The organism is Pseudomonas monsensis (assembly GCF_014268495.2).
Taxonomy (GTDB): domain Bacteria; phylum Pseudomonadota; class Gammaproteobacteria; order Pseudomonadales; family Pseudomonadaceae; genus Aquipseudomonas; species Aquipseudomonas monsensis.
This window is the reverse complement of the sequence record NZ_CP077087.1, coordinates 446,506-467,569: the sequence shown is the minus strand read 5'-3', so window position 1 is coordinate 467,569 and position 21,064 is coordinate 446,506. Positions and strand designations below refer to the sequence as shown.

At 57.7% G+C, this 21,064-nt stretch carries 16 protein-coding genes and 1 tRNA gene; 8 read left to right on the top strand and 9 right to left on the bottom strand.

Going from position 1 to position 21,064, the window contains the following annotated elements:
* Positions 1–25: 25 nt before the first annotated feature.
* Positions 26–1,015, top strand: a complete 990-nt coding sequence (locus HV782_RS02000; RefSeq protein WP_128613552.1) for a GGDEF domain-containing protein — start codon at positions 26–28, stop codon at positions 1,013–1,015.
* 124 nt (positions 1,016–1,139) lie between these two features.
* On the opposite strand, the gene HV782_RS01995 is transcribed toward HV782_RS02000, so the two are convergent.
* From HV782_RS01995 to gabD, 3 genes are all read right to left on the bottom strand, one after another.
* On the bottom strand, positions 1,140–2,351 hold the full coding sequence (locus HV782_RS01995) for a response regulator (RefSeq protein ID WP_123470434.1): 1,212 nt from the start codon (positions 2,349–2,351) through the stop codon (positions 1,140–1,142).
* Between the two features lie 140 nt (positions 2,352–2,491).
* Complete coding sequence (gene gabT / locus HV782_RS01990; RefSeq protein WP_186748074.1) at positions 2,492–3,769, bottom strand: 4-aminobutyrate--2-oxoglutarate transaminase; 1,278 nt, start codon at positions 3,767–3,769, stop codon at positions 2,492–2,494.
* A 185-nt stretch (positions 3,770–3,954) separates the two neighbouring features.
* Positions 3,955–5,397 carry an NADP-dependent succinate-semialdehyde dehydrogenase gene (gabD, locus tag HV782_RS01985; RefSeq protein WP_025113404.1) on the bottom strand — a complete coding sequence of 481 codons (1,443 nt, stop codon included), beginning with the start codon at positions 5,395–5,397 and terminating at the stop codon, positions 3,955–3,957.
* A gap of 443 nt (positions 5,398–5,840) precedes the next feature.
* Between gabD and HV782_RS01980 the strand changes: the two genes are divergently transcribed.
* Positions 5,841–5,917 (top strand) — tRNA-Arg (locus tag HV782_RS01980).
* A 105-nt stretch (positions 5,918–6,022) separates the two neighbouring features.
* Positions 6,023–6,841 carry an integrase gene (locus HV782_RS01975; RefSeq protein WP_225931050.1) on the top strand — a complete coding sequence of 273 codons (819 nt, stop codon included), beginning with the start codon at positions 6,023–6,025 and terminating at the stop codon, positions 6,839–6,841.
* On the opposite strand, the gene HV782_RS01970 is transcribed toward HV782_RS01975, so the two are convergent.
* Positions 6,834–7,996, bottom strand: a protein-coding gene (locus HV782_RS01970; protein ID WP_217890336.1) for an IS3 family transposase whose coding sequence is annotated in 2 segments (ribosomal slippage) — positions 6,834–7,735 and positions 7,735–7,996 — 1,164 coding nt in all. Because the reading frame shifts where the segments join, the coding sequence is not laid out codon by codon here. The two genes, HV782_RS01975 and HV782_RS01970, sit on opposite strands and share 8 nt — an antisense overlap.
* Before the next feature lie 274 nt (positions 7,997–8,270).
* Between HV782_RS01970 and hsdR the strand changes: the two genes are divergently transcribed.
* From hsdR to HV782_RS01950, 4 genes are read left to right on the top strand one after another with little or no spacing between them, the layout of a single operon-like run.
* A complete protein-coding gene (gene hsdR / locus HV782_RS01965; protein WP_186748104.1) occupies positions 8,271–10,613 on the top strand; it encodes an EcoAI/FtnUII family type I restriction enzme subunit R in 2,343 nt (780 codons plus the stop codon).
* Between the two features lie 35 nt (positions 10,614–10,648).
* Entirely contained in the window at positions 10,649–12,142 is a 1,494-nt protein-coding gene (locus tag HV782_RS01960; protein ID WP_186748103.1) for a type I restriction-modification system subunit M, read from the top strand.
* Complete coding sequence (locus HV782_RS01955; protein ID WP_186748102.1) at positions 12,139–13,899, top strand: restriction endonuclease subunit S; 1,761 nt, start codon at positions 12,139–12,141, stop codon at positions 13,897–13,899. The genes HV782_RS01960 and HV782_RS01955 overlap by 4 nt, the downstream gene beginning before the upstream one ends.
* Positions 13,896–15,005 carry an SIR2 family protein gene (locus HV782_RS01950; protein ID WP_186748101.1) on the top strand — a complete coding sequence of 370 codons (1,110 nt, stop codon included), beginning with the start codon at positions 13,896–13,898 and terminating at the stop codon, positions 15,003–15,005. Before HV782_RS01955 ends, HV782_RS01950 begins: the two co-directional genes overlap by 4 nt.
* A gap of 528 nt (positions 15,006–15,533) precedes the next feature.
* Here HV782_RS01950 and HV782_RS01945 read toward each other — a convergent pair.
* From HV782_RS01945 to HV782_RS01925, 5 genes are all read right to left on the bottom strand, one after another.
* Positions 15,534–15,740, bottom strand: coding sequence for a hypothetical protein (locus HV782_RS01945; RefSeq protein ID WP_123470426.1), 207 nt, complete (start codon positions 15,738–15,740; stop codon positions 15,534–15,536).
* An 81-nt stretch (positions 15,741–15,821) separates the two neighbouring features.
* Positions 15,822–16,418 (bottom strand): hypothetical protein, encoded by a 597-nt coding sequence (locus HV782_RS01940; RefSeq protein ID WP_186748100.1) that lies wholly within the window; start codon positions 16,416–16,418, stop codon positions 15,822–15,824.
* Positions 16,415–17,005, bottom strand: coding sequence for an RNA polymerase sigma factor (locus HV782_RS01935; protein WP_225931081.1), 591 nt, complete (start codon positions 17,003–17,005; stop codon positions 16,415–16,417). Before HV782_RS01935 ends, HV782_RS01940 begins: the two co-directional genes overlap by 4 nt.
* 20 nt (positions 17,006–17,025) lie before the next feature.
* Positions 17,026–18,705, bottom strand: coding sequence for a vWA domain-containing protein (locus tag HV782_RS01930; RefSeq protein WP_186748098.1), 1,680 nt, complete (start codon positions 18,703–18,705; stop codon positions 17,026–17,028).
* Between the two features lie 87 nt (positions 18,706–18,792).
* The gene (locus HV782_RS01925) at positions 18,793–19,353 is read right to left on the bottom strand and encodes a YbhB/YbcL family Raf kinase inhibitor-like protein (RefSeq protein WP_123470418.1); all 561 of its coding nucleotides are present in this window, start codon (positions 19,351–19,353) and stop codon (positions 18,793–18,795) included.
* A 139-nt stretch (positions 19,354–19,492) separates the two neighbouring features.
* Here HV782_RS01925 and HV782_RS01920 point away from each other — a divergent pair, with 139 nt between their 5' ends.
* Positions 19,493–21,016 (top strand): FAD-dependent oxidoreductase, encoded by a 1,524-nt coding sequence (locus tag HV782_RS01920; RefSeq protein ID WP_186748097.1) that lies wholly within the window; start codon positions 19,493–19,495, stop codon positions 21,014–21,016.
* Positions 21,017–21,064 lie beyond the last annotated feature (48 nt).

Genomic DNA, 21,064 nt, shown 5'->3' with positions numbered 1-21,064 from the left:
GGCACGCCCTTTGAGATCTGTGCCGATGGTCAACAACAACCAAAAAGACTCATCCTTCCCGCAATGGCCCGAGGCCGCGCAAACCCTGATGGCGTTGATGCACGCCCAAGGCGAAGTCGCCCGGCTGAGCGAGCGCGAACAGCTGTTCAGCTCGCTGCTGGTAAGCGTCAACGCCGTACTCTGGGCCTTCAACTGGGAAACCCGTCAGGTGCTGTACGTCAGTCCCGCCTATGAACGGATTTTCGGCCGCTCGGCCGGTTTGCTGCTGGCCGACTACAACCAGTGGCGCGACAGCATCTATCCCGACGATCTGGAATACGCCGAACGCAGCCTCGCCGAAGTCCTGCACAAAGGCGCCGTGGAAGATCGCGAGTACCGGATCATCGCGGCCGACGGCTCGGTGCGCTGGCTCAGCGACAAATGCTTTATCAACCGTCAGGACGAACCCGGGCAACCGGTGATCATCGTCGGCATCGCCGAGGACATCACCGACAAGAAGCAGATGGAAACCGAGCTGCAACGCCTGGCCACCACCGACGTGCTGACCCAAAGCAGCAACCGCCGCCATTTCTTCGAATGCGCCAACCGCGAATTCAGCGCGGCACGCCTGCAAGGCTCGCAGATGGGGTTTCTGTTGCTGGATATAGATGACTTCAAAGTGATCAACGATACCTACGGCCACCCTGAAGGCGACAACGTATTGCAACGCATTGCCGAGTGCGGGCGAGGGTCGTTACGTCGGGGGGATCTGTTCGGACGGATTGGTGGAGAAGAGTTTGCGGCAGTATTTCCGGGCTGTGCGCCGGACATGGCCATGCAAGTGGCCCAGCGCCTGCAACAGGAAATTCAGCGTTTGAGCTTCAGCCATGACGGTCAGAGCTTCGGCATCACCGTCAGTCAGGGCCTGACCAGTCTCATGGAGAACGACGACAGCCTCGACAGCCTCTTCGCCCGGGCGGATGCGGCGATGTACGAAGCCAAGCGCCAGGGCAAGAACCGCATCATCTCTGCATAGCCGCTGTTTGAATTCACCAAAAAACCTGTGGAAGCGGGCTGGCCAGCGCATCCAGCAAAGATGTTGTCTGCGCCGACGCCATCGCCGGCCAGCCCGCGCTCACAGTGATTGGCAGTAAGCCAGGTTATTTACGCATCCGCATCAACTCCGGCAGCCCGATCTTCAGCAACCGCGCCGTACGACTCTTGGCCAGTTCCTCGACGCCCTCATGCTCGGTCAGGCGGGCCATCTGCGCGGCCATGTTCATCACCAGCGCCTCACGGGAGTAAACCCCGCCACCGAGCTGGTAGGCCGACGCAATCAACTCACGCAGCTCCAGCGGCAAGCGCCAGCGGGTGCGCAACGCCGAACCGTAAGCCGCGCCAAACGCCTCAAGCGCGTCGCCCACCTCCGTCCACTCATCCAGTTCGCCGCCGGCCTGCTTCCACTCCTGCAAACAACGCAACAACGCCAGATCGCCGAGGCGATGCAACATGCCTGCGCAATAGCAGCGCTCCTGATCCAGGTCGAGCAGGCGCGCCAGTGTGCGAGCGTATTCAGCCGTGTGCAGCGACAGCCCCCAATAACGCTCGGCGTAATCGGCCAGACACGGATCACTGAGTCTGGCGCTGCGCTTGAGCGCCAGGCCGAGAATCAGGTTCATGCTCTGCCCGGTACCCAGCCGATGCAGCGCTTGCGCCAGGGTCTGCACGGGCGCGCCATAGTGCTGCGCCGCGCTGTTGGCCGCCGCAATCAACACCGCGGTGATCTGCGGATCGGTTTTGATCTCTTCTTCCAGCAACTTCAGATCGAGGCCGTTCGGGTTCAGGCTGCGTTTGACTGCCACCTGCACATCCGTCATCAATGGCGCGCCATCGGCCTGCTCGCGGCGGCGCTCGAGGAACACCGACAAGGTCATGCCCGGCGCCAGGACGGGCACTTCACAGAACACTTCTTCCCCGGCATTGAGCAGCAAGCCCTGCAGACGCTCGGTCAGGCTTTCCATGTTCAGGGGTTTGGTCAGGTAGGCCGTGGGGGCCAGCGGTAACGCTTCGCGCACACTGGCGCTGTCGTTGCGGCTGCTCATCAGAATGAACGGCAACGGCGGATTGCGTTTGCGCTGGCGCACGCTGCGCAACACGTTCAAACCGTCGACACCGGGCAACTCCCAATCGACGATCGCCAGGTCGTACGGCACCTCGCTGAGCAATGAAATGGCTTGCTGGCCGTCGGCACACAGGTCCAGCCGTGCATCACAACGGACGTTGAGCAGCACTTGTTTAAGCAGGTCCCGGGACCACGGATCGGCCTCGGCAATCAGCACTCGGGGTACGGCGGGTAAATCAACGGCAGTCATGCGCGCTCTCCCTTGCAATGCCTGAACCTTAGCCAATGCTGGCCATTCGATACAGTGCAAAAGCGATAGATCTGTTTCAGGGGCGTAAAAAAACCCGCCGAAGCGGGTTTTTTGTCGAGCTGATCACACAGTGTCGGGGCTTACAGCTCCGAGAAGCACTCTTCGATGATCGCCAGACCTTTGTCCAGTTGCTCGTCCGGCGAAGTCAGCGGTACCAGGACGCGCAGAACGTTGCCGTAGGTGCCGCAGGACAGCAGGATCAGGCCCTTGTCACGCGCCTTGGCCACGACAGCCGCAACAGCCGTCGGGTTTGGCTTGTGGCTGTCGCCGTTTTCGAACAGCTCGACCGCGATCATCGCGCCCAGGGCACGCACTTCGCCGATCACCGGGTATTTGGCCTGGATGGCCTTCAGGCCGGTAACCAGACGTTCACCGACTGCCTTGCAGCGGTCCAGCAGGTGCTCTTCTTCGAACACTTCCATCACGGCCAGGGCCGCGGCGCAAGCAATCGGGCTACCGGCGTAGGTGCCGCCCAGGCCGCCTGGGGCGATGGCGTCCATGTATTCGGCCTTGCCGCAGACACCGGCCAGCGGGAAACCGCCGGCGATGGATTTGGCGAAAGTGGTCAGGTCGGCCGCAACGCCCATCTGTTCCATGGCGAAGAAAGTGCCGGTACGGCCAGCGCCCGTCTGTACTTCGTCAGCGATCAGCAGGATGCCGTGCTGGTCGCACAAAGCGCGCAGACGCTTCATGAATTCTTTCGGCGCGACGTAGAAACCACCTTCACCCTGCACAGGCTCGATGATGATCGCGGCGATGTCTTTCGGCTCGGCGTCGTTCTTGAAGATGCGTTCGATGGAAGCGATCGAGTCGTCGACGCTCACGCCGTGCAGTTCGTTCGGGTACAGCGCACGGAAGATGCCGCCTGGCATCAGGCCCATGCCGGCCGAGTAAGGCACGACTTTACCGGTCAGGCCCAGGGTCATCATGGTGCGACCGTGGTAGGCACCGGTGAAGGCGATCACGCCGGCACGGCCAGTGGCGGCGCGGGCGATTTTCACGGCGTTTTCCACCGCTTCGGAACCGGTGGTCACCAGCAGGGTTTTCTTGGCGAAATCACCTGGCACCTTGGCGTTGATCTTTTCGCACAGCTCAACGTACGGCTCGTAGGCCAGTACCTGGAAGCAGGTGTGAGTCAGCTTGTTCAGTTGTTCGGTCACCGCAGCGATGATTTTCGGGTGCACGTGGCCAGTGTTCAGTACAGCGATACCGCCGGCGAAGTCGATGAACTCACGACCTTCAACGTCAGTCACGGTCGCGTTCTTCGCCGACTCAGCGAAGATCGGGTGAATCTGGCCAACACCACGTGGAACAGCTGCGGTACGGCGGGCCATCAGTTCAGCGTTAGTCTTGCTCATTACAGTCCTCATTCACCGCTCATCGGGCGGCGTGGTTCAAGGATTAAGCGGGAGAAATCGACGGTGGCAGCATGCGATGATCGACTGCCACGGCGTTCCTGGCCGCAGAGAAAATTCCGGTTTGAAACGACGCAAAGGGACAGCGCTCTCGTGCCCTTTGCGTTTGCAGCGATCCCTTTCTCGGCTTAGATGCCCAGGCAGAGGTATTTGATTTCCAGGTAATCTTCGATGCCGTACTTGGAGCCTTCACGGCCCAGGCCCGAGGCCTTGATGCCGCCGAATGGCGCGACTTCGTTGGAGATCAGCCCGGTGTTGACGCCGACCATGCCGTATTCCAGCGCTTCGGCCACACGGAATACACGGCCCAGGTCGCGAGCGTAAAAGTAGGAAGCCAGACCGAACTCGGTGTCGTTGGACATCGCGATCACTTCGGCTTCGTCTTTGAAGCGGAACAGCGGCGCCAACGGGCCGAAGGTTTCTTCCTTGGCCACGGCAGCGTCTTTCGGCACGTTGGTCAGGATGGTCGGCTCGAAGAAGTTGCCTTCCATCGGCTTGCCACCGGCCAGCACGGTGGCGCCTTTGGCTACGGCGTCAGCAATGTGCTCTTGCACCTTGGCCACGGCTTTTTCGTCGATCAGCGGGCCAGTGGTGGTGCCTTCTTCCAGACCGTTGCCGATCTTCAGCTTGGCGACTGCGACTTTCAGCTTCTCGGCGAACGCGTCATACACCGAATCCTGAATGTACAGACGGTTGGCGCAGACGCAGGTCTGGCCGTTGTTGCGGTACTTGGAAATGATCGCGCCTTCGACGGCCTTATCCAGGTCCGCGTCGTCGAACACGATGAACGGCGCGTTACCGCCCAGTTCCAGCGAGACTTTCTTGATGTCCTTGGCGCATTCCGACATCAGCTGACGACCGATTTCAGTCGAGCCGGTAAAGGACAGTTTGCGCACGATCGGGTTGCTGGTCAGCTCGCTGCCGATATCGCCGGCGCTGCCGGAGACCACGCTGAACACGCCTTTTGGAATGCCGGCACGCTGGGCCAGTTCGGCCAGAGCGAACGCGGAGAACGGGGTTTGCGACGCCGGCTTGAGCACCATGGTGCAACCGGCGGCCAGTGCCGGGCCGGCCTTACGGGTGATCATCGCGGCCGGGAAGTTCCACGGGGTGATGGCGGCGGTGACGCCGATCGGTTGCTTGATCACGATCAGGCGCTTGTCCGGCTGGTGGCCCGGAATCACGTCACCATAGATGCGCTTGGCTTCTTCGGCGAACCACTCGATGAACGAAGCGGCGTAAACGATTTCGCCCTTGGCTTCGGCCAGCGGCTTGCCCTGCTCGAGGGTCATCAGGCGCGCGAGGTCGTCCTGGTTCTCGATCATCAGTTCGAACCAGCGACGCAGCTTGCCTGCGCGCTCCTTGGCGGTCAGTGCACGCCAGGCCGGCAGCGCTTTGTCGGCGGCTTCGATCGCGCGGCGGGTTTCAGCTGCGCCCATCTTCGGCACGGTGCCGAGGATTTCGCCGGTGGCCGGGTTGTTGACCTTGATCGTCTGACCGTTGTCCGCATCGACCCAAGCGCCATCAATGAAGGCTTGCTGGCGGAACAACAGGGTGTCTTTAAGCTGCATGTCGGCTTTCCTTAACAGCACCGCGGCCTGCGCGGAGCAAAATTATGATTGTAGAAAGGCGCCTCGCAAGGCTGCCGTCAGGGAAATCAGAGACCGGGCGTGGCGCATCAACAGTGCTCGATTCGAACCACCTGCGCTGCAACACCCTGTCCAAAGAGCGTTTGAAATCTCAAACGGATCGTAGGATCAAAGGGGTTAAAGGACAATAGGTCGTTCGAAAAAAAGAACAAAAACGCCGCTTTTGTTGGATTTTTCAGATCAACGCGCCAAAACCCCCGCCGCAGCAAAACCATAGAACAGTCCTGCCAAAGCGCCAAGCGAGCCTTTTGCAGGACGTTACAGCTTTAAGGAATGCAGCGATTTCAACGGACACGCGCCCTGACAAAACCCGCAAAATCCCGGCATGGACGCCCCGAGCCGACCTAGGTATGATGTCGCCCGCTGCACCAGTAGCTCAGCTGGATAGAGTACTGCCCTCCGAAGGCAGGGGTCGTGGGTTCGAATCCCGCCTGGTGCACCATCTTCTTTCCCTTGTATTACAAGGGGATAGCGCTCCAGACAGAAACCTGTCCTAGTCCTGAAAGTCGTTTTTGCCACAAATTTGCCACACTTAAATGTGGCGGGAATGGTCGAAATGGCAACAATCAGGAATCGCGGCGAGTATCAGTGGGAAGCGCAAATCCGTCGCAAGGGCTATCCAGCCCAACGAAAAACCTTCGAAACCAAAGCCGATGCGCAAGCCTGGGCGCGCATGATTGAAAGCGAAATCGACCGAGGCATTTTTGTCTCTCGCGTCGAGGCTGAACGCACCGCCTTTCATCAACTCATTGATCGCTACATCTCCGAGATCGCTCCGAAGCACAAAGGCGCCTATTCGGAAATCAAACGCCTGGAAGCGCTTAAGCGCCATCCACTGGCAACACGTATCGTCGCCACCCTCACCTCCTCCGACTTCGCCCGCTACCGTGACGAGCGCCTGAAGATCCGCAAGGGCAATACAGTCAAGCGTGAGCTGGCATTGTTTCAATGCGTGATTGAGGTTGCTCGCCGCGAATGGGGAATTCATCTTGCCGAGAATCCGGTGCGGATGGTCAGCCGCCCTAGCTATAACGACGAACGCTCACGACGCCTGGACCCGATTGAAGAACAATACATCCTCAGCGCCTTGGAGCTTCGGGAGCGCCGTGCCGATGGAACCTATGCGGACGCCTCGCACAACCCTTGGATACGGTCCATAGTGCAACTCGCAATTGAGACAGCCATGCGCCGTGGTGAGCTATTCGAGTTGCGCTGGAAGCATGTGAATTTGGATCGCAAAACCGCTCATCTTCCAGCGACCAAGAACGGGCTACCAAGAACCGTCCCACTCTCCCCGCGAGCTATTCAGCTGCTAAAGGATTTGCCACGCTCACGTTGCGGCAGAGTCTTTGTAGTGGTCAACTAATCCCGGACACGACGTTAAGTTTTTTCTCGGCCTGAGCCGGGGCCAGCCCATTGTTGAACTGATGCGGTCTAATCCAGTTGTACCTATGCATCAAGTAATGGCTGATGTCGCGATTCGCCTCTTGAGCTGTCATGTAGCCGACGGTCGGTATCCATTCAGTTTTCAAGCTGCGGAACACACGCTCCATCGGCGCATTGTCCCAACAGTTCCCACGACGGCTCATGCTCTGGCGCATGCGGTAACGCCAGAGCCGTTGGCGAAACTGGCGGCTGCCATATTGCGAGCCCTGATCCGAGTGAAACAAAAGCCCTTGAGGCTTGCCACGCTGCTCGTAAGCCATGTCCAACGCCTTGATGACCAGATCCGCATCCGGCTTGTTCGACAGCGCCCAGCCCACTACTCGGCGCGCGTAAAGATCCATCACCACAGCCAGGTAATGCCATTTCCCTTGAGCCCAGATGTAGGTGCTGTCGCCACACCAGACCTGGTTGGGTGCCGGAACATCAAACTCTCGATTCAAGATATTCGGAATGTCAGGCCGCTCGACCGTCGCTTGTTTGTAGGCATGTGATCCAGGTTGTTTGCTGACTAGCGCCAGTTCCCGCATCAGGCCTCGCACCTTGAACCGCCCGATCTGCTCGTCGTCTTCCTGCATCATCGACACGATACTGCGGCTACCGGCAGCGCTTCGACTTTGCGTAAACAGTTCGTTGACCCGACTGCGCAACCGAAGCCGCTCAACGTCGGGACTTCGGCGCCTGAGGCGGTGGGCGTAGTAACACGAACGAGTGACATCAAAGACTGCGCAAAGCCAATCGACCGGCTCTTGGGTACTTAACTGATCAATCAGCGTGTGCGCTCGTGCTCTTCCGACATCAAGAGCGCGGTAGCCTTCTTTAAAATGGATTTCTCCCGCTCAAGTCGAGCGATTCGAGCTTCCAATTCCTGGATTTTCTGTTGCTCTGGCGTCAGCGCTTTACTCTGCGGAGTAACGCCGGTGCGCTCCTGCTGAAGCTGATTAACCCAGCGGCGCAACGCGGACTCAACCACACCAAGCGAGCGGCTGGCTTCGATATGGCTATAGCCTTGATCGAGCACGAGGCCTGCGGCCTCGCGTTTGAATTCAGCGGAAAAGGAACGACGTTGTTTGGTCATCAGACACCTCTATCTGGCGAGCATTCTCGCCTAAATGGGTGTCCGGTTTCATTAGACCACTACACTCCGGAAATCATCGCATGCGTGGAGAAATGCAAATGCGCCAAACAAACCGATAGGTACTGAGCGACGACCACGTCACCCCTGCCTTCTGTAGCTGTCGATTTGGCATCGAGCGAGGCTAGAAAGTACGTAGCAACTCGGTAAACTTTACCGGATTAATCAATACGGCCGTGTTTAAGCGCACAGGTGCTGTCAGTCGAATGAGAAAGCAATGGATAGCAAAGAAAAGAAAGAGCTCAGCGAAGCGGACATCAAAGCCAAGTTCATTACCCCAGCCCTTTCCAAGGCCGGCTGGGATGAAATGACGCAGATCCGTCGAGAAGTCACCCTCACACCTGGCCCGGTGGTGGTGCGTGGCAACTTGTCCTCTCGCAACAAGAAGAAGAAGAAGTTTGCGGATTACGTCCTACAGAAGGAGAAGGGCGTACCGGTGGCGGTGGTGGAGGCCAAAGACAATACCTTCACTGTCAGCCATGGACTTCAGCAGGCGTTGGGTTATGCCGATATCCTAGAGGTGCCCTGCGCTTTCAGTTCCAATGGAGACGGCTTTGCCAGCCACAACAAGTCCGCGGCTCCAGGCGAAGACATAGAAATCGAATTTGCGCTGGAAGGCTTCCCCTCACCGGACGAGCTTTGGGCGCGCTACAAGCTCTTTCGCGGAATTGAAGACGAACAGGAAGCACTGGTCACCGAGCCCTATCACGACGATGGCTCCAACAAGGAGCCGCGTTACTACCAGGCCGAAGCCATCAACCGTGTTGTGGAAAAGGTAGCGCAGGGTAAAAAACGCCTCTTGCTCGTCATGGCCACCGGCACCGGCAAGACTTACACCACTTTCCAAATCATCTACCGGCTATGGAAGGCCAAGAAAGCACGGCACATCCTGTTTCTGGTGGACCGCAATATTCTCGCCGACCAGACCCTGGTCAACGACTTCAAGCCCTTTGGCCCGGTGATGACCAAGATCAAGAGCCGCAAGATAGACCCCTCCTACCAAGTATATCTGGGGCTGTATCAGGCGCTCACCGGCCCGTATGAGGAAGACAAGATCTTCAAAACCGTCTCGCGGGATTTCTTCGATCTCATCGTGATTGACGAGTGCCACCGCGGCAGCGCCAACGAGGATTCCGCGTGGAAGGAGATCCTTGAGTACTTTGACGGCGCGATCCAGCTCGGTCTGACCGCCACACCGAAGGAAACCAAATACGCTTCCAACATCACCTATTTTGGAGAGCCGATCTACACCTACTCGCTGAAGCAGGGTATCCAGGACGGTTTTCTCGCCCCCTACAAGGTGGTGCGCATCGACATCGACAAGGACATCCGCGGCTGGACACCACCGCCCGGTATGAAGGATGACCTCGGCAATGAGATCGAGCAGCGCGAATACAACCAGGTCGACATGGACCGCATACTGGTGCTGAACAAGCGCACCAAGCTAGTGGCCGAGCGGGTGATGAAGCTTATGCTCGCCACGGATCCTTACCAGAAAACCATTATCTTCTGTGAAGACATCGACCACGCCGAGCGCATGCGCAAGGCCATTGTCAATGCCGCTGGGCCGCTGGCCAAGAAAAACAGCAAGTACGTGATGCGCATCACCGGTGACAGCGTAGAGGGCAAGGCCGAGCTGGATAATTTCATAGATCCGGAAAGCAAATACCCGGTGATTGTCACTACCTCGGAACTGCTCACCACCGGGGTGGATGCCAAGACCTGCAAGCTCATCGTACTGGACAAAACCGTGAACTCCATGACCACTTTCAAGCAGATCGTCGGTCGTGGCACCCGCATCGAGGAGTCAAAGAACAAGTATTTCTTCACCATCATGGATTTTAAGCGCGCCACTGAACTGTTCAAAGACCCAGACTTTGATGGCGAGCCCGTGGTGATCTACGAACCGGATGATGGTGATGACCCGGTACCGCCGGATCCGATGCCGGATGAAGAGGACGAAGGCGATGACGGCGAGGAGGACGAGGGTGTCAGGAAATTCCATGTAAGCGGCGTAGAGGTCCGTATCCTCAACGAGCGGGTGGAATTCCTAGGCGAAGACGGCCAGATGGTCACCGAAAGCTACCGCGACTACAGCCGTAAGAATATTCGCAAGGAGTTCACCTCGCTGGATGATTTTCTGCAGAAGTGGAGCGGTGCCAAAAAGAAGGCGGCAATTATCGAGGCGCTGGCCGAATACGGCATTGAGCTGCCAAAGCTGGCGCAGGAAGTGGGCAATGATTACGGCGATTTCGACCTGATCTGCCACATTGCCTTCGACCAGCCGCCGCTAACCCGCCGTGAACGCGCCAGCAACGTGAAAAAGCGCAACTACTTCATCGAGTATGGTGAGCAAGCCCGCGCCGTACTGGAGGCTCTATTGGACAAATATGCCGACGAAGGCGTCGCCAGCATTGAAAACAATAATGTGCTCAAGCTCGACCCCTTCAAGCGGATCGGCACTCCGATGGAAATCATCAACGGTGTGTTCGGCGGCAAAGCTAATTACGAACAAGCAGTTCAGGCGCTGGAAAACGAGCTTTTCAAACAAGCCAACTGATCCAGACAGCCCCCTTAAAGACCTCAGGAAATTAAATGAGTAACGTCAGCGGTATTATCAAATCCACTCAGGACATCATGCGCAAGGACGTCGGCGTGGATGGCGACGCGCAGCGCATCAGCCAGCTGGTATGGATGTTCTTCCTGAAAATCTATGATGACCGCGAAGCCGAAATTGAACTGCTGGAAGATGACTACAAATCCCCCCTTCCCGAGCACTTGCGCTGGCGCAACTGGGCAGTTGATCCTGAGGGCATGACCGGCGACGAGCTCAGCGACTTCATCAACTTGCAACTCTTCCCCACCCTGAAAACCAAGCTAAACGTTAGCGGCGAAACCGGTGCACGGGCACTGGTGGTTCGCAATGTTTTTGAAGATGCCTACAACTACATGAAGTCGGGCACACTGATGCGACAGGTCATCAACAAGATCTGCGAGATCGACTTCAACAACACACAGGACCGCCACACCTTCGGCAGCATTTACGAGCAGATCCTCAAAGACCTGCAAAGCGCGGGCAATGCCGGCGAGTTCTACACTCCGCGTGCCGTCACTAAGTTCATTGTGGATCGGGTGGACCCGTTACTGGCTGAAAGCGTACTGGACCCGGCCTGCGGTACCGGCGGTTTTCTCGCCTGCACCATCGAACACAAGCGCGCAAAGTATGTAAAAAACAACGATGACGAAGCCGTGATGGTCGGCAGCATTCACGGTGTGGAGAAAAAGGCCCTGCCACACATGCTGTGCACCACCAACATGATTCTCCACGGAATTGATACACCCACCCAGATCGAGCACGACAACATGCTCAGTCGCCGTGCCTATAAGGATTACGGCGAGGCCGACCGGGTGAACGTAATTGTCACCAACCCCCCCTTTGGCGGCATGGAAGAAGACGGCGTGGAAAACCAGTTCCCTGCCACACTGCGCACCCGCGAAACCGCGGACCTGTTTATGGCCCTGGTGGTAAAGCTGCTGAAGAATAATGGCCGAGCTGCCGTGGTGCTTCCGGATGGTTTCCTGTTTGGGGAGGGAATGAAAACCCGCCTGAAACAGATACTGCTGGAACAGTGCCACCTTCACACTATCGTTCGCCTGCCTAATGGCGTGTTCAATCCCTACACAGGCATCAAAACCAATATCCTCTTCTTCACCAAGAAGCCGGAAAGCGAGTGGCCAGCCACCAAGGAAGTGTGGTTCTACGAGCACCCCTACCCGGAAGGCGTGAGCAGCTACAACAAGTCCCGTCCCATGCAGTTTGAAGAGTTCGAGACCGAGCGTGCATGGTGGGGCAGCGAGGCCGATAGCTTCAAGACCCGCATAGAAACCCAGCAGGCCTGGAAGGTGAGTATCGAGGACATTACCGCCCGCAGCTACAACCTCGATATCAAGAATCCGCATGTGGGCGAGCAGATTAGCCACGACCCAGAAGAGCTGTTGGCCCAATTTGAGGCCCAGCAGGCGGAAATCCAGAGCCTACGCGATCAACTCAGGGCAATTCTGGCAGCTGCTTTGGCTGGAGAGAAATGAACATGGTGGCTGTTGAGCAACTCGTTACCCAACATCTGGACCTATGGACCTCTACCATCAAGCGCAAATCTGCCGCTGGCCGGGGCTCCTCCAACAAGATCGAACTTTACGGCATCAAGAAACTTCGCGAACTGATTCTGGAGCTTGCCGTGCGCGGCCTGCTGGTGCCTCAAGATCCGAGCGACGAGCCTGCCAGTGAGTTATTAAGGAGGATCGCTGCAGAAAAAGCGAAGCTAGTAAAGGAAGGCAAAATAAAGAAGGAAAAGCCGCTTCCCCCAATTAGTGAAGAGCAAAAGCCGTTTGCGTTGCCGGCGGGGTGGGAGTGGGCGAGAATTTCGAACGTCTCTCAGCTCATAACATCTGGATCTCGTGATTGGGCCCAGTACCTTTCTGATGATGGCGCCATATTCGTAACTATGGGGAACCTATCAAAGGGCAGCTATGAGCTTCGACTAGATAACCTAAGATTCGTGAATCCTCCTCAAAACGGTGAAGGAAATCGAACACGGCTAGAAGCGCACGACCTGCTTATCTCGATAACCGGCGAAGTAGGAAATTTGGGCAGGATTCCCGAAGACTTTGGTGAAGCTTACATAAATCAACACACGTGCCTAGTTAGATTTCTTCCATTGTGCAGAGGTCGGTATTTCCCTGAAGTATTGCGTTCCCCACTTGCATCTTTTCAATTTAATGAACCACAGCGAGGAGTAAAGAATAGTTTTCGCTTGAGTGATGTCGATGCGATAACGATCCCGCTACCCCCGTTAGCCGAACAACACCGCATTGTCGCCAAAGTCGACGAACTAATGGCGCTGTGTGATCAGCTGGAGCAGCAGACTGAAAGCAGTCGTACTGCCCACCAAACGCTGGTAGAAGCCCTGCTTATTGGTCTCACTCAAGCGAATAACAACGCCCAAGTCACCAGCGCCTGGCAACGCATCGCCTCCCACTTCAACACCCTGTTCACCACCGAACAGAGCATCGACCGGCTCAAGCAGACCATTCTGCAACTGGCCGTGATGGGAAAACTCGTCCTGCAAGACCCCAACGAAGAACCCGCCAGTGAGCTTCTGAAGAAAATCGCCGCCGAAAAAGCGAAGCTGGTAAAGGAGCGCAAAATCAAGAAGGAAAAACCCCAGCCACCGATTAGCGAAGAGGAAAAGCCCTTTGCTTTGCCTAAGGGATGGGAGTGGGTAAGACTTGGTCAAGTTGGCATATGCTCAACCGGGAAGACACCTAGCACAAGTCAGCCAGAGTTTTTCGAGGGAAATATTCCATTTATTGGACCGGGCCAGATCTCACCTCAGGGCAAGCTGCTTCTTTCTGAGAAATCAGTCTCAGAAGAAGGCTTGTTTGAAAGCATGGAGGCCGTGCCAAATGACATTCTCATGGTTTGCATTGGAGGCTCCATTGGGAAGGCGGCGATTGTGGACAAAAGACTGGCATTCAATCAGCAAATAAACTCAATAAGGCCAATTTTTGTTTCATCAAAATATCTTTTCGCTGCTGTATCAACCGATATTTTTTATGATTCGATCATTCGGAAGTCAACGGGATCGGCAACACCGATCATAAACCGTTCGAAGTGGGAAGAGTTATTAGTTCCTTTGAGCCCTACGCTTGAGCAACAACGCATCACCAAAAAAGTCGATGAGCTGGTGACCCTGTGCGACCATCTCAAGGCCAGCCTCAGCCTTGCTAAGACAACCCAGCTAGACCTTACAGATGCGGTGTTTAAGATCGGGGTAGCACAATGAATCTTAGGGATTTACTTTTCCACTATGCCGAGCACGCAACCGAGAGCCAAGAATTTGAGTTAAATGATGACTTTAACAGACGTTTAGATGATGGAGACATCGAAGGATATGAACTTATCCTTCGAAAACCCGACGGCGAAGAACAACCAATTTCCCCAGTGAGCGCCGCACTATTTGTCTCGGACCTCCCAACGTACCGGCAGTTAGTTAAGGATGACATCGCTATCAAGCGCCACGAAGTATTAATGCTTGGCGACTTCCCAACTAACGATGGTGCGTATGACAAGCTCCTCAATTTGGTGAGGCATCGAGCAACTGTAGTTCCTTTTGTTGGCGCGGGATTTTCGGTATCCGCGGGCTGCCCTGCGTGGTCCGACTACATAATTAGTCAAGCGATCCGCTCTGGATTTGATGAAGCTGATGTAAAGGTGCGATTAAGAAACGGGCAACACGAACAGCTCATGGACGAAGTTATAACACGCTTAAGCATCAACGTTTTCCAAAGGGACTTCACGACTCAATTTGAGGGCGGCCGCATAAGCCCATCTCTAAGCCCCTCTCTAGAGCTAATGGGCCTATTTGATGGCTGCTACATAACCACAAACTTTGATCGTGTCTTAGAAAAGTGCCACGCTGAAAAACACCCATTTGAGGAGAAGGTCGTCGGCAGGGATAGCACTGGAAGATTCTTGAAAGCCATATACCGAAGCGATAAGTACCTCCTAAAGCTGCATGGGAATATCGATGAGCAGCGGGATCGCATACTGACGCGGGCCGAGTATAACCTCGGATACGGTAATGAAGTAATTGATTACACTCTCCCCATACCTAATGCTCTAAAGAGGATTTTCGGGAGCTTTACCGTTCTTTTCGTTGGATGCAGCCTTATCTCTGATCGATACCTTACTGTTTTGAAAGAAGCTCATGACTCCGCGCCGGAGTTCTTGCCAGAGCATTTTGCGATTATGGTGGCGCCCAACGATGCAGATGAACGAATTGAAAGAGACCGGTATATGGCAGATCACGGAATTACACCCATCTGGTTCCCATACGGTGAATGGGATAAGCCTGCCGAAATACTTAGGCTGCTGAAACTAGAAAGATGACGTCAGAAAATAGCAATCTGCGCTCCTGCCATCTCTATTGGGCTCTCTAACAAGCGGTTGGCTGACTTGCCAATCCACTGTGCAACGCTTAGCCAGATGGTGGACAGCGCATCATGAAAAATGGGGGTGAATCGCCCCCTGCTTCCTTAGATAACCTCGAGCTTCATACCTAGCAGAAGTTAATCAGTTCGCTTTTGGCCGCCTAATGCGCTTCACAACTGGCTACTTTGGATGAGTCCAGTCAATAGATGTCCGGAGAGGCTTAACCACTGACCGGAATGCCACAAATTTGCCACACTCGCCCAGCTAAACGAGGCGAAAACCCGCTAACCCAAAGCTAATACAACCCTTTGATTTCCCAGCTAATCCGCGCTAACGTATTGATTCTAAACGTCGGCTTTTAGGACTCCGAAGGCAGGGGTCGTGGGTTCGAATCCCGCCTGGTGCGCCATTGATTCAAACGAGAAAGCCCCGGACTGTGATGGTCCGGGGCTTTTTTGTGGACGCGATACTGACTTACGGCGACGGTCACTCCGTCGTCCAGTCAAACTCATCGTAATCGTCGTCATCCTCTTCTTCCCCAATCTCCTCAAAAACCTCGTCTTCTTCCACGACGTCTTCTTCCGACTGGTTCAGCAGAAACTCCTTGCGAGCTTCGGTAATCGCGCGCCGCATCTCCTCACCCTTCTGTGGGCAGTTGAGGAGTTGGGCGATGCGGTCGATTTTTGGTGCCACGGTGTTTCTCCAGCGCTTCAGCTATGGCCCGATAGTGCGCGTTTTTGCGGGTCGATGCCAAATGGCTGAGAGAACACGCGGTCAGTTCTTGCGGATTTGTTCGAGGCGGATGTCGAGATCCACGTCGGGATAACGTTTGTGCAGGTTGTTGTACAGCGCATCGGCGGCTTGGGATTGACCGGATTCGCGCAGGCGCAGGACTTCGCGCAGTTGTGTATCGAGGCCGTTGGCCGGGGCGGCGGCGCGTTTGCTGACTTTGGCTTCGTCGGTGCTGATCGCGTCGCTTTGCATCGGCGCCGCCATTTCCATCATCGGCGCCGGTGCCGGCATGCCGCCAGCAGGGGCTGCCAGCGACTGCGCTTCAGGGGCTTGTTTGCGCGCCAATGGTGCGGCGGGCTTGGCGGCTGGGGCGAAGTCGAACCGGGGCTGCGGCTCGGGCGCACGTTGCACCAGTGACAGCATCAGTGCCACACCGACCAGGCTGGCGAAGGCGACCTGCCAACGCGGCTTCTGGCAGGCTTGCAGCCAGCGTTGCCACAGGCTTGTTTTCGGTACCGGGGCGTTGTGGCGGGCAGCCGCGAGAATCGACGAATCGAGGTGCGCCGGTGGTTCGGCGTCGTGTTGCTCGCGATAGTGCTTGAGCAGTTGCTCTTCGGGTGTCTGGCGGGCGTCAGTCATGTCAGTACCTCCTCGGCCAGCAGCCGACGCAGTTTTTGCTGGGCGTAGCGCAAGCGGCTTTTAACGGTTTCCAGCGGTGTGTCGGTGAGGCTGGCGATTTGCGCCAGGTCGAGGTCGCCGTGGGCACGCAGCAGGAACACTTCGCGCTGGTCGGCGGGCAAGGCTTGCAGGGCGCTTTCCAGGCGCTGGCTGTCGCGGCTGAGGTTCAGCAATTGTTCGGGATCGTTGGTCTCGTCGCCAATCGCATGCAGCTGTTCGTCGTAGCTGTCGTGCAGCGGCTGGTGAGCGCCGTGTTTGCGCCAGTGATCGATCAAGCGATTGCGGGCAATCTGGAACAGCCACGTACGAAAGGTCGCCCGGCCTTGTGGCTGACTGGCGCTGCGGATCAGGCTCAGCCAGGTCTCCTGAAAGACTTCGTCAGCCAGTTCGGGTTTACCGCTCAAGCCGAGCAGAAACCGATACAAACCCTGGCGATGGCGGGCGTACAGGATTTCGAACGCCGCGCCGTCGCCCTCGCGGTAACGCGCCAGCAGCGCGTCATCGCTGCTGGCGCTTGAACGGTCTGGCCCAGCAAAGAGCTGACTGATGAAGCCTTTCAGACGACTCACTATTCAATCCGTCGCTCAGTGGCCAGCGTATTCGATGCGGTCGAGGTGCGCAGGCTTTGCGCCAGTTCGACCAGTTGCACAAACTCGCTACGCAGGCCGAAGCGGTCGTCACCACGTGCGCCACGGGCCAGGGCTTCGGTGTCTTTGAGGCTGAAATCGCCGGTGTAGCGGCCGTCCTTGAGTTGCTGGGAAAACGCCGCAACCGCAGCGGCAAACCGCAGGTCTTCACTGGCCGGTGCGACCTGATTGGCAATCGGCCGCTCGATCAGCAGACTTTTCCCACCTTCGGGCGGTTGATAACGCACACGCAGCATCGCCAATTCCCCATTCTTCTCGGAAACCGCTGGCGCCGATTTAGCGTAACGCAACGGCTCGAGCCAGCCCTTCTCACCCGCCGGGACAATTTCATACAGCGCCGTCACCGTGTGTCCTGCGCCGATCTCGCCGGCATCGACCTTGTCATTGCTGAAGTCCTCACGCTTCAACGCGCGGTTTTCGTAGCCGAGCAGGCGATATTCACTGACCTGCGCCGGGTTGAACTCCACCTGCAATTTGACGTTTTGCGCCACCACGGCGAGGGTCGAACTCAACTGATCCACCAACACCTTGCGCGCCTCGCGCAGGTTGTCGATGTAGGCGTAGTTACCGTCACCGGCGTCGGCCAGTTGCTCCATCAAGTGTTCATTGTAGTTATCCACACCAAAACCCAGGGTGGTCAGGGAAATCCCGGTCTTGCGTTTATCCACAGCCATTTGCTTGAGGCTGTCGAAGTCGCTGATGCCGACATTGAAGTCACCGTCGGTGGCCAACAGGATGCGATTGATGCCCTTGGGGATAAACGCCTGCTGCGCCATTTGATAGGCCAGTTCAATGCCCGACGCGCCAGCGGTGGAGCCGCCTGCGGTCAATTGCTCGATGGCTGTACGAATTTTCGCTTTCTCGCGTCCGGAAGTCGGCTCCAGCACCACTCTGGATTCGCCGGCATACACCACCAGCGACACCCGGTCCTGCTCGCGCAACTGATCGACCAACAACTTCAGCGTGCTTTTGACCAGCGGCAGGCCTTCGCGGCGATCCATCGAGCCGGACACGTCCACCAGAAACACCAGATTGGCCGGGGCCAGTTCCGCCACGGCATGGTCGGAGGCCTTGATGCCAATGCGCAGCAAACGCGTGTGCGGGTTCCACGGCGAGGCCGCCAGTTCGGTGGTCACACCGAAAGGCGAGCCATCGCTGGGCAACGCGTAGTCATAAGGGAAGTAATTGACCATTTCCTCCAGTCGCACCGCGCCTTCCGGTGGCAGTCGGCCTTGATTGAGCAAGCGGCGGACATTGGCGTACGCACCCGTGTCGACATCAGCGCTGAAGGTTGAAACCGGGGTTTCGGCGACACTGTGGATCGGGTTGTCGGCCAGCGCCTGATACTGCTCGCGCGACTCATCGCGATAGCCCTGTGGATAACTGTCTGCGCCGGGCATCGCGGCGAAACTGGCGATCGGCGCCGGCCGGGCCATACGCTTGGCCATCGCCCCACCCGCCATCGCGGCTTCCTGCTGAACCAGCACTTCAGGCTGTGCCGCCGGTGGCACTGCAGCGGAATCGGGTGTGGACGAAGCACCGCAACCGGCGAGCGCCAGCAGCACACCGACCGCAACAGGACGCAAAAGAGAATGAGACATGGGGGCTGACCTCGGGATGAAAGTGATCATTCATCCCCTGAGACGGGCAGCCCGTTCAGTTCGGGTTAAACGCCGCAAAAAAAATCTTCAGCGGTGATAACGCCGCACCGCACTGCTGTTGCGCAGCACATGGCCTTTGATTTTTTCCATCAGCTCGGCGCGGGTCAGACCGGCCGGCAGTGCATCCGGCGCCAGATCCAGGGCGTAGATCTGGATGATGTAGTGGTGCGCACTGTCGCCCACTGGCGGGCACGGCCCCATGTAATGGGTGTTGCCCTTGCTGTTGGTGCCGCCAACGCCTTCCAGCGCGGATTTGGCACCGACGCCTGCCGCAATCTGGTGCGTGGTGGACTTGATGCCGTAATGAATCCAGTGATCGACGCCCAGGCCTTTCTGGCCATCTGGATCGTGCATGACGATCGCATAGCTCTGGGTACCGGCAGGGCCGGCGTTCCAGCTCAGGGCCGGCGACTGGTTCTTGCCGCCGCAACCGGGCGCATCGCTGGCCGCCGCCGAGGTGAACAGCCGGTTATCGGAAACACCCGGGATGTTCAGGGTAAAGCGCTCCTGGGCCTGCGCCGGAAACTGCACGCAAAGGGTGACGGCGAGGGCCGCCAGCCATGGGTTGAGAGAGGTCAATCGGGTCATTCCGGGAGCACCTTGTGCAGTTGGGCCGTCGTCGGCCTGCAAACTATAGCTGTACCGTTCGTGCCGTGGCAGTAGCAAATGGCTGAACCTCGCACTGATGCGCAAACTCGTAAGAGAAATGCCTGCGAGGAAGCCGAACATGTCCCTGCACCGTGTCGCCCGTATCGCCGATGTCCCTGAAGACCGTGGCCTGCCCGTCGAAATCGGCGACTGCAAGATCGTCCTGCTGCGCGCCAGCGGCCAGCTCCGCGCCTTTCAGGGCGAATGCCCGCATGCCGGGGCGCCGCTGGCTGACGGTGCGTTGTGTCACGGACGCCTGATCTGCCCATGGCACAAGGCCGCTTTTCGCGCCGAGGACGGCGCGCTGTGCGAGCCGCCGGCGCTCGACAGCCTCAAACGTTATCCGCTGGAAGTGCGCGGCGACGAGGTGTGGGTCGATGACCAGCCGCTGGCAGATCCACACACGCCCCCGGCCGATGACCCGCGCCTGTTCGTGGTTGTCGGCGCAGGGGCCGCCGGTACAGCCTGTGCGGCGGCGCTGCGGGAGAAAGGCTTTGGTGGCCGGATCATCCTGATCGACCGCGAACCGGACGCCGGTTACGACCGTACGGTGCTGAGCAAGTTTGTCCTCGCCGGGGAAACGCCGGCAGCAGAAACCCCGGCGTTGCGCGATGAAGTTTTCTATAAAGAGCAGCGCATCGAACGCCTGCACAGCGAAATCACCGCACTGGATGCCCAGGCCAAAACCCTGCAGCTCAACGATGGCCAGACCCTGAACTATGACGCCGCCGTACTGGCCACGGGTGGCGAACCCAACCCGCTGAAGTTACCCGGCGCTGAACTGCCCCACGTGTTCGTCCTGCGCTCAAAAGCCCAGGCCGAACAGATCATGCGCACTGCCAGAGCGGATCAGCGCGTCGTCATCATCGGCGACAGTTTCATCGCTCTCGAATGCGCCTCGGCCTTGCGCCAGCACGGCCTCGACGTCACGGTACTCGCGCGCCACGCCATCCCTTTCGCGGCCCAGTTCGGCGAGGCCGTAGGCCTGGCCATCCGCGCACTGCACGAACAGAACGGGGTGAAATTCATCACCGAGCACACCGCCACCGAGATCATCGGCGATGGCAAGGTCGAAGCCGTATTGCTGGACAATGGCCTGCGTCTTTCGGCAGATCTGGTGCTGGCCGGGGTCGGCGTGCACCCGGCCACGGAGGCGTTCGGGTCATTGCCGAAAGAAAAAGATCAGTCATTGCGCGTTGACGGCGGCATGCGTGTCACCGAAGGGCTGTGGGCCATCGGCGACATCGCCACGTTTCCGCTGAACGGCCAGTTGCAACGCATCGAACACTGGCGCCTGGCCCAGCAACACGCACGCATCGCCGCTGCCAATATGCTCGGCGGTGAAGAGCATTACCTCGACGTGCCGTTTTTCTGGACCTGGCATTTCGGCAAGAATTACGACTACCTTGGCCACGCCGAACAGTGGGATGAGGTCGAGTTCATGGGCGAACCCGAACAGCCACCCTTTATCGGCCTGTTCGCAAAGAATGGCGTGGTGGTGGCGGCCGTGGCCTGCGAAAAAGAACGGGCGATGGCGCTACTGGCGGAGCGGATGAAGCAGCCGCTGCCCATTGCGGAGGCCTGGACCCTGATCCGCGATTAACTTCGTCAACGCTCCCTGCGTGGGACGATCACCCCCTTCGGCAGCGCC

Coding starts and splice junctions, on each gene's coding strand:
- HV782_RS02000 (WP_128613552.1), top strand. CDS start 26: ATGGTCAACAACAACCAAAAAGACTCATCCTTCCCGCAATGGCCCGAG.
- HV782_RS01995 (WP_123470434.1), bottom strand. CDS start 2,351: ATGACTGCCGTTGATTTACCCGCCGTACCCCGAGTGCTGATTGCCGAG.
- gabT (WP_186748074.1), bottom strand. CDS start 3,769: ATGAGCAAGACTAACGCTGAACTGATGGCCCGCCGTACCGCAGCTGTT.
- gabD (WP_025113404.1), bottom strand. CDS start 5,397: ATGCAGCTTAAAGACACCCTGTTGTTCCGCCAGCAAGCCTTCATTGAT.
- HV782_RS01975 (WP_225931050.1), top strand. CDS start 6,023: ATGGTCGAAATGGCAACAATCAGGAATCGCGGCGAGTATCAGTGGGAA.
- hsdR (WP_186748104.1), top strand. CDS start 8,271: ATGGATAGCAAAGAAAAGAAAGAGCTCAGCGAAGCGGACATCAAAGCC.
- HV782_RS01960 (WP_186748103.1), top strand. CDS start 10,649: ATGAGTAACGTCAGCGGTATTATCAAATCCACTCAGGACATCATGCGC.
- HV782_RS01955 (WP_186748102.1), top strand. CDS start 12,139: ATGAACATGGTGGCTGTTGAGCAACTCGTTACCCAACATCTGGACCTA.
- HV782_RS01950 (WP_186748101.1), top strand. CDS start 13,896: ATGAATCTTAGGGATTTACTTTTCCACTATGCCGAGCACGCAACCGAG.
- HV782_RS01940 (WP_186748100.1), bottom strand. CDS start 16,418: ATGACTGACGCCCGCCAGACACCCGAAGAGCAACTGCTCAAGCACTAT.
- HV782_RS01930 (WP_186748098.1), bottom strand. CDS start 18,705: ATGTCTCATTCTCTTTTGCGTCCTGTTGCGGTCGGTGTGCTGCTGGCG.
- HV782_RS01925 (WP_123470418.1), bottom strand. CDS start 19,353: ATGACCCGATTGACCTCTCTCAACCCATGGCTGGCGGCCCTCGCCGTC.
- HV782_RS01920 (WP_186748097.1), top strand. CDS start 19,493: ATGTCCCTGCACCGTGTCGCCCGTATCGCCGATGTCCCTGAAGACCGT.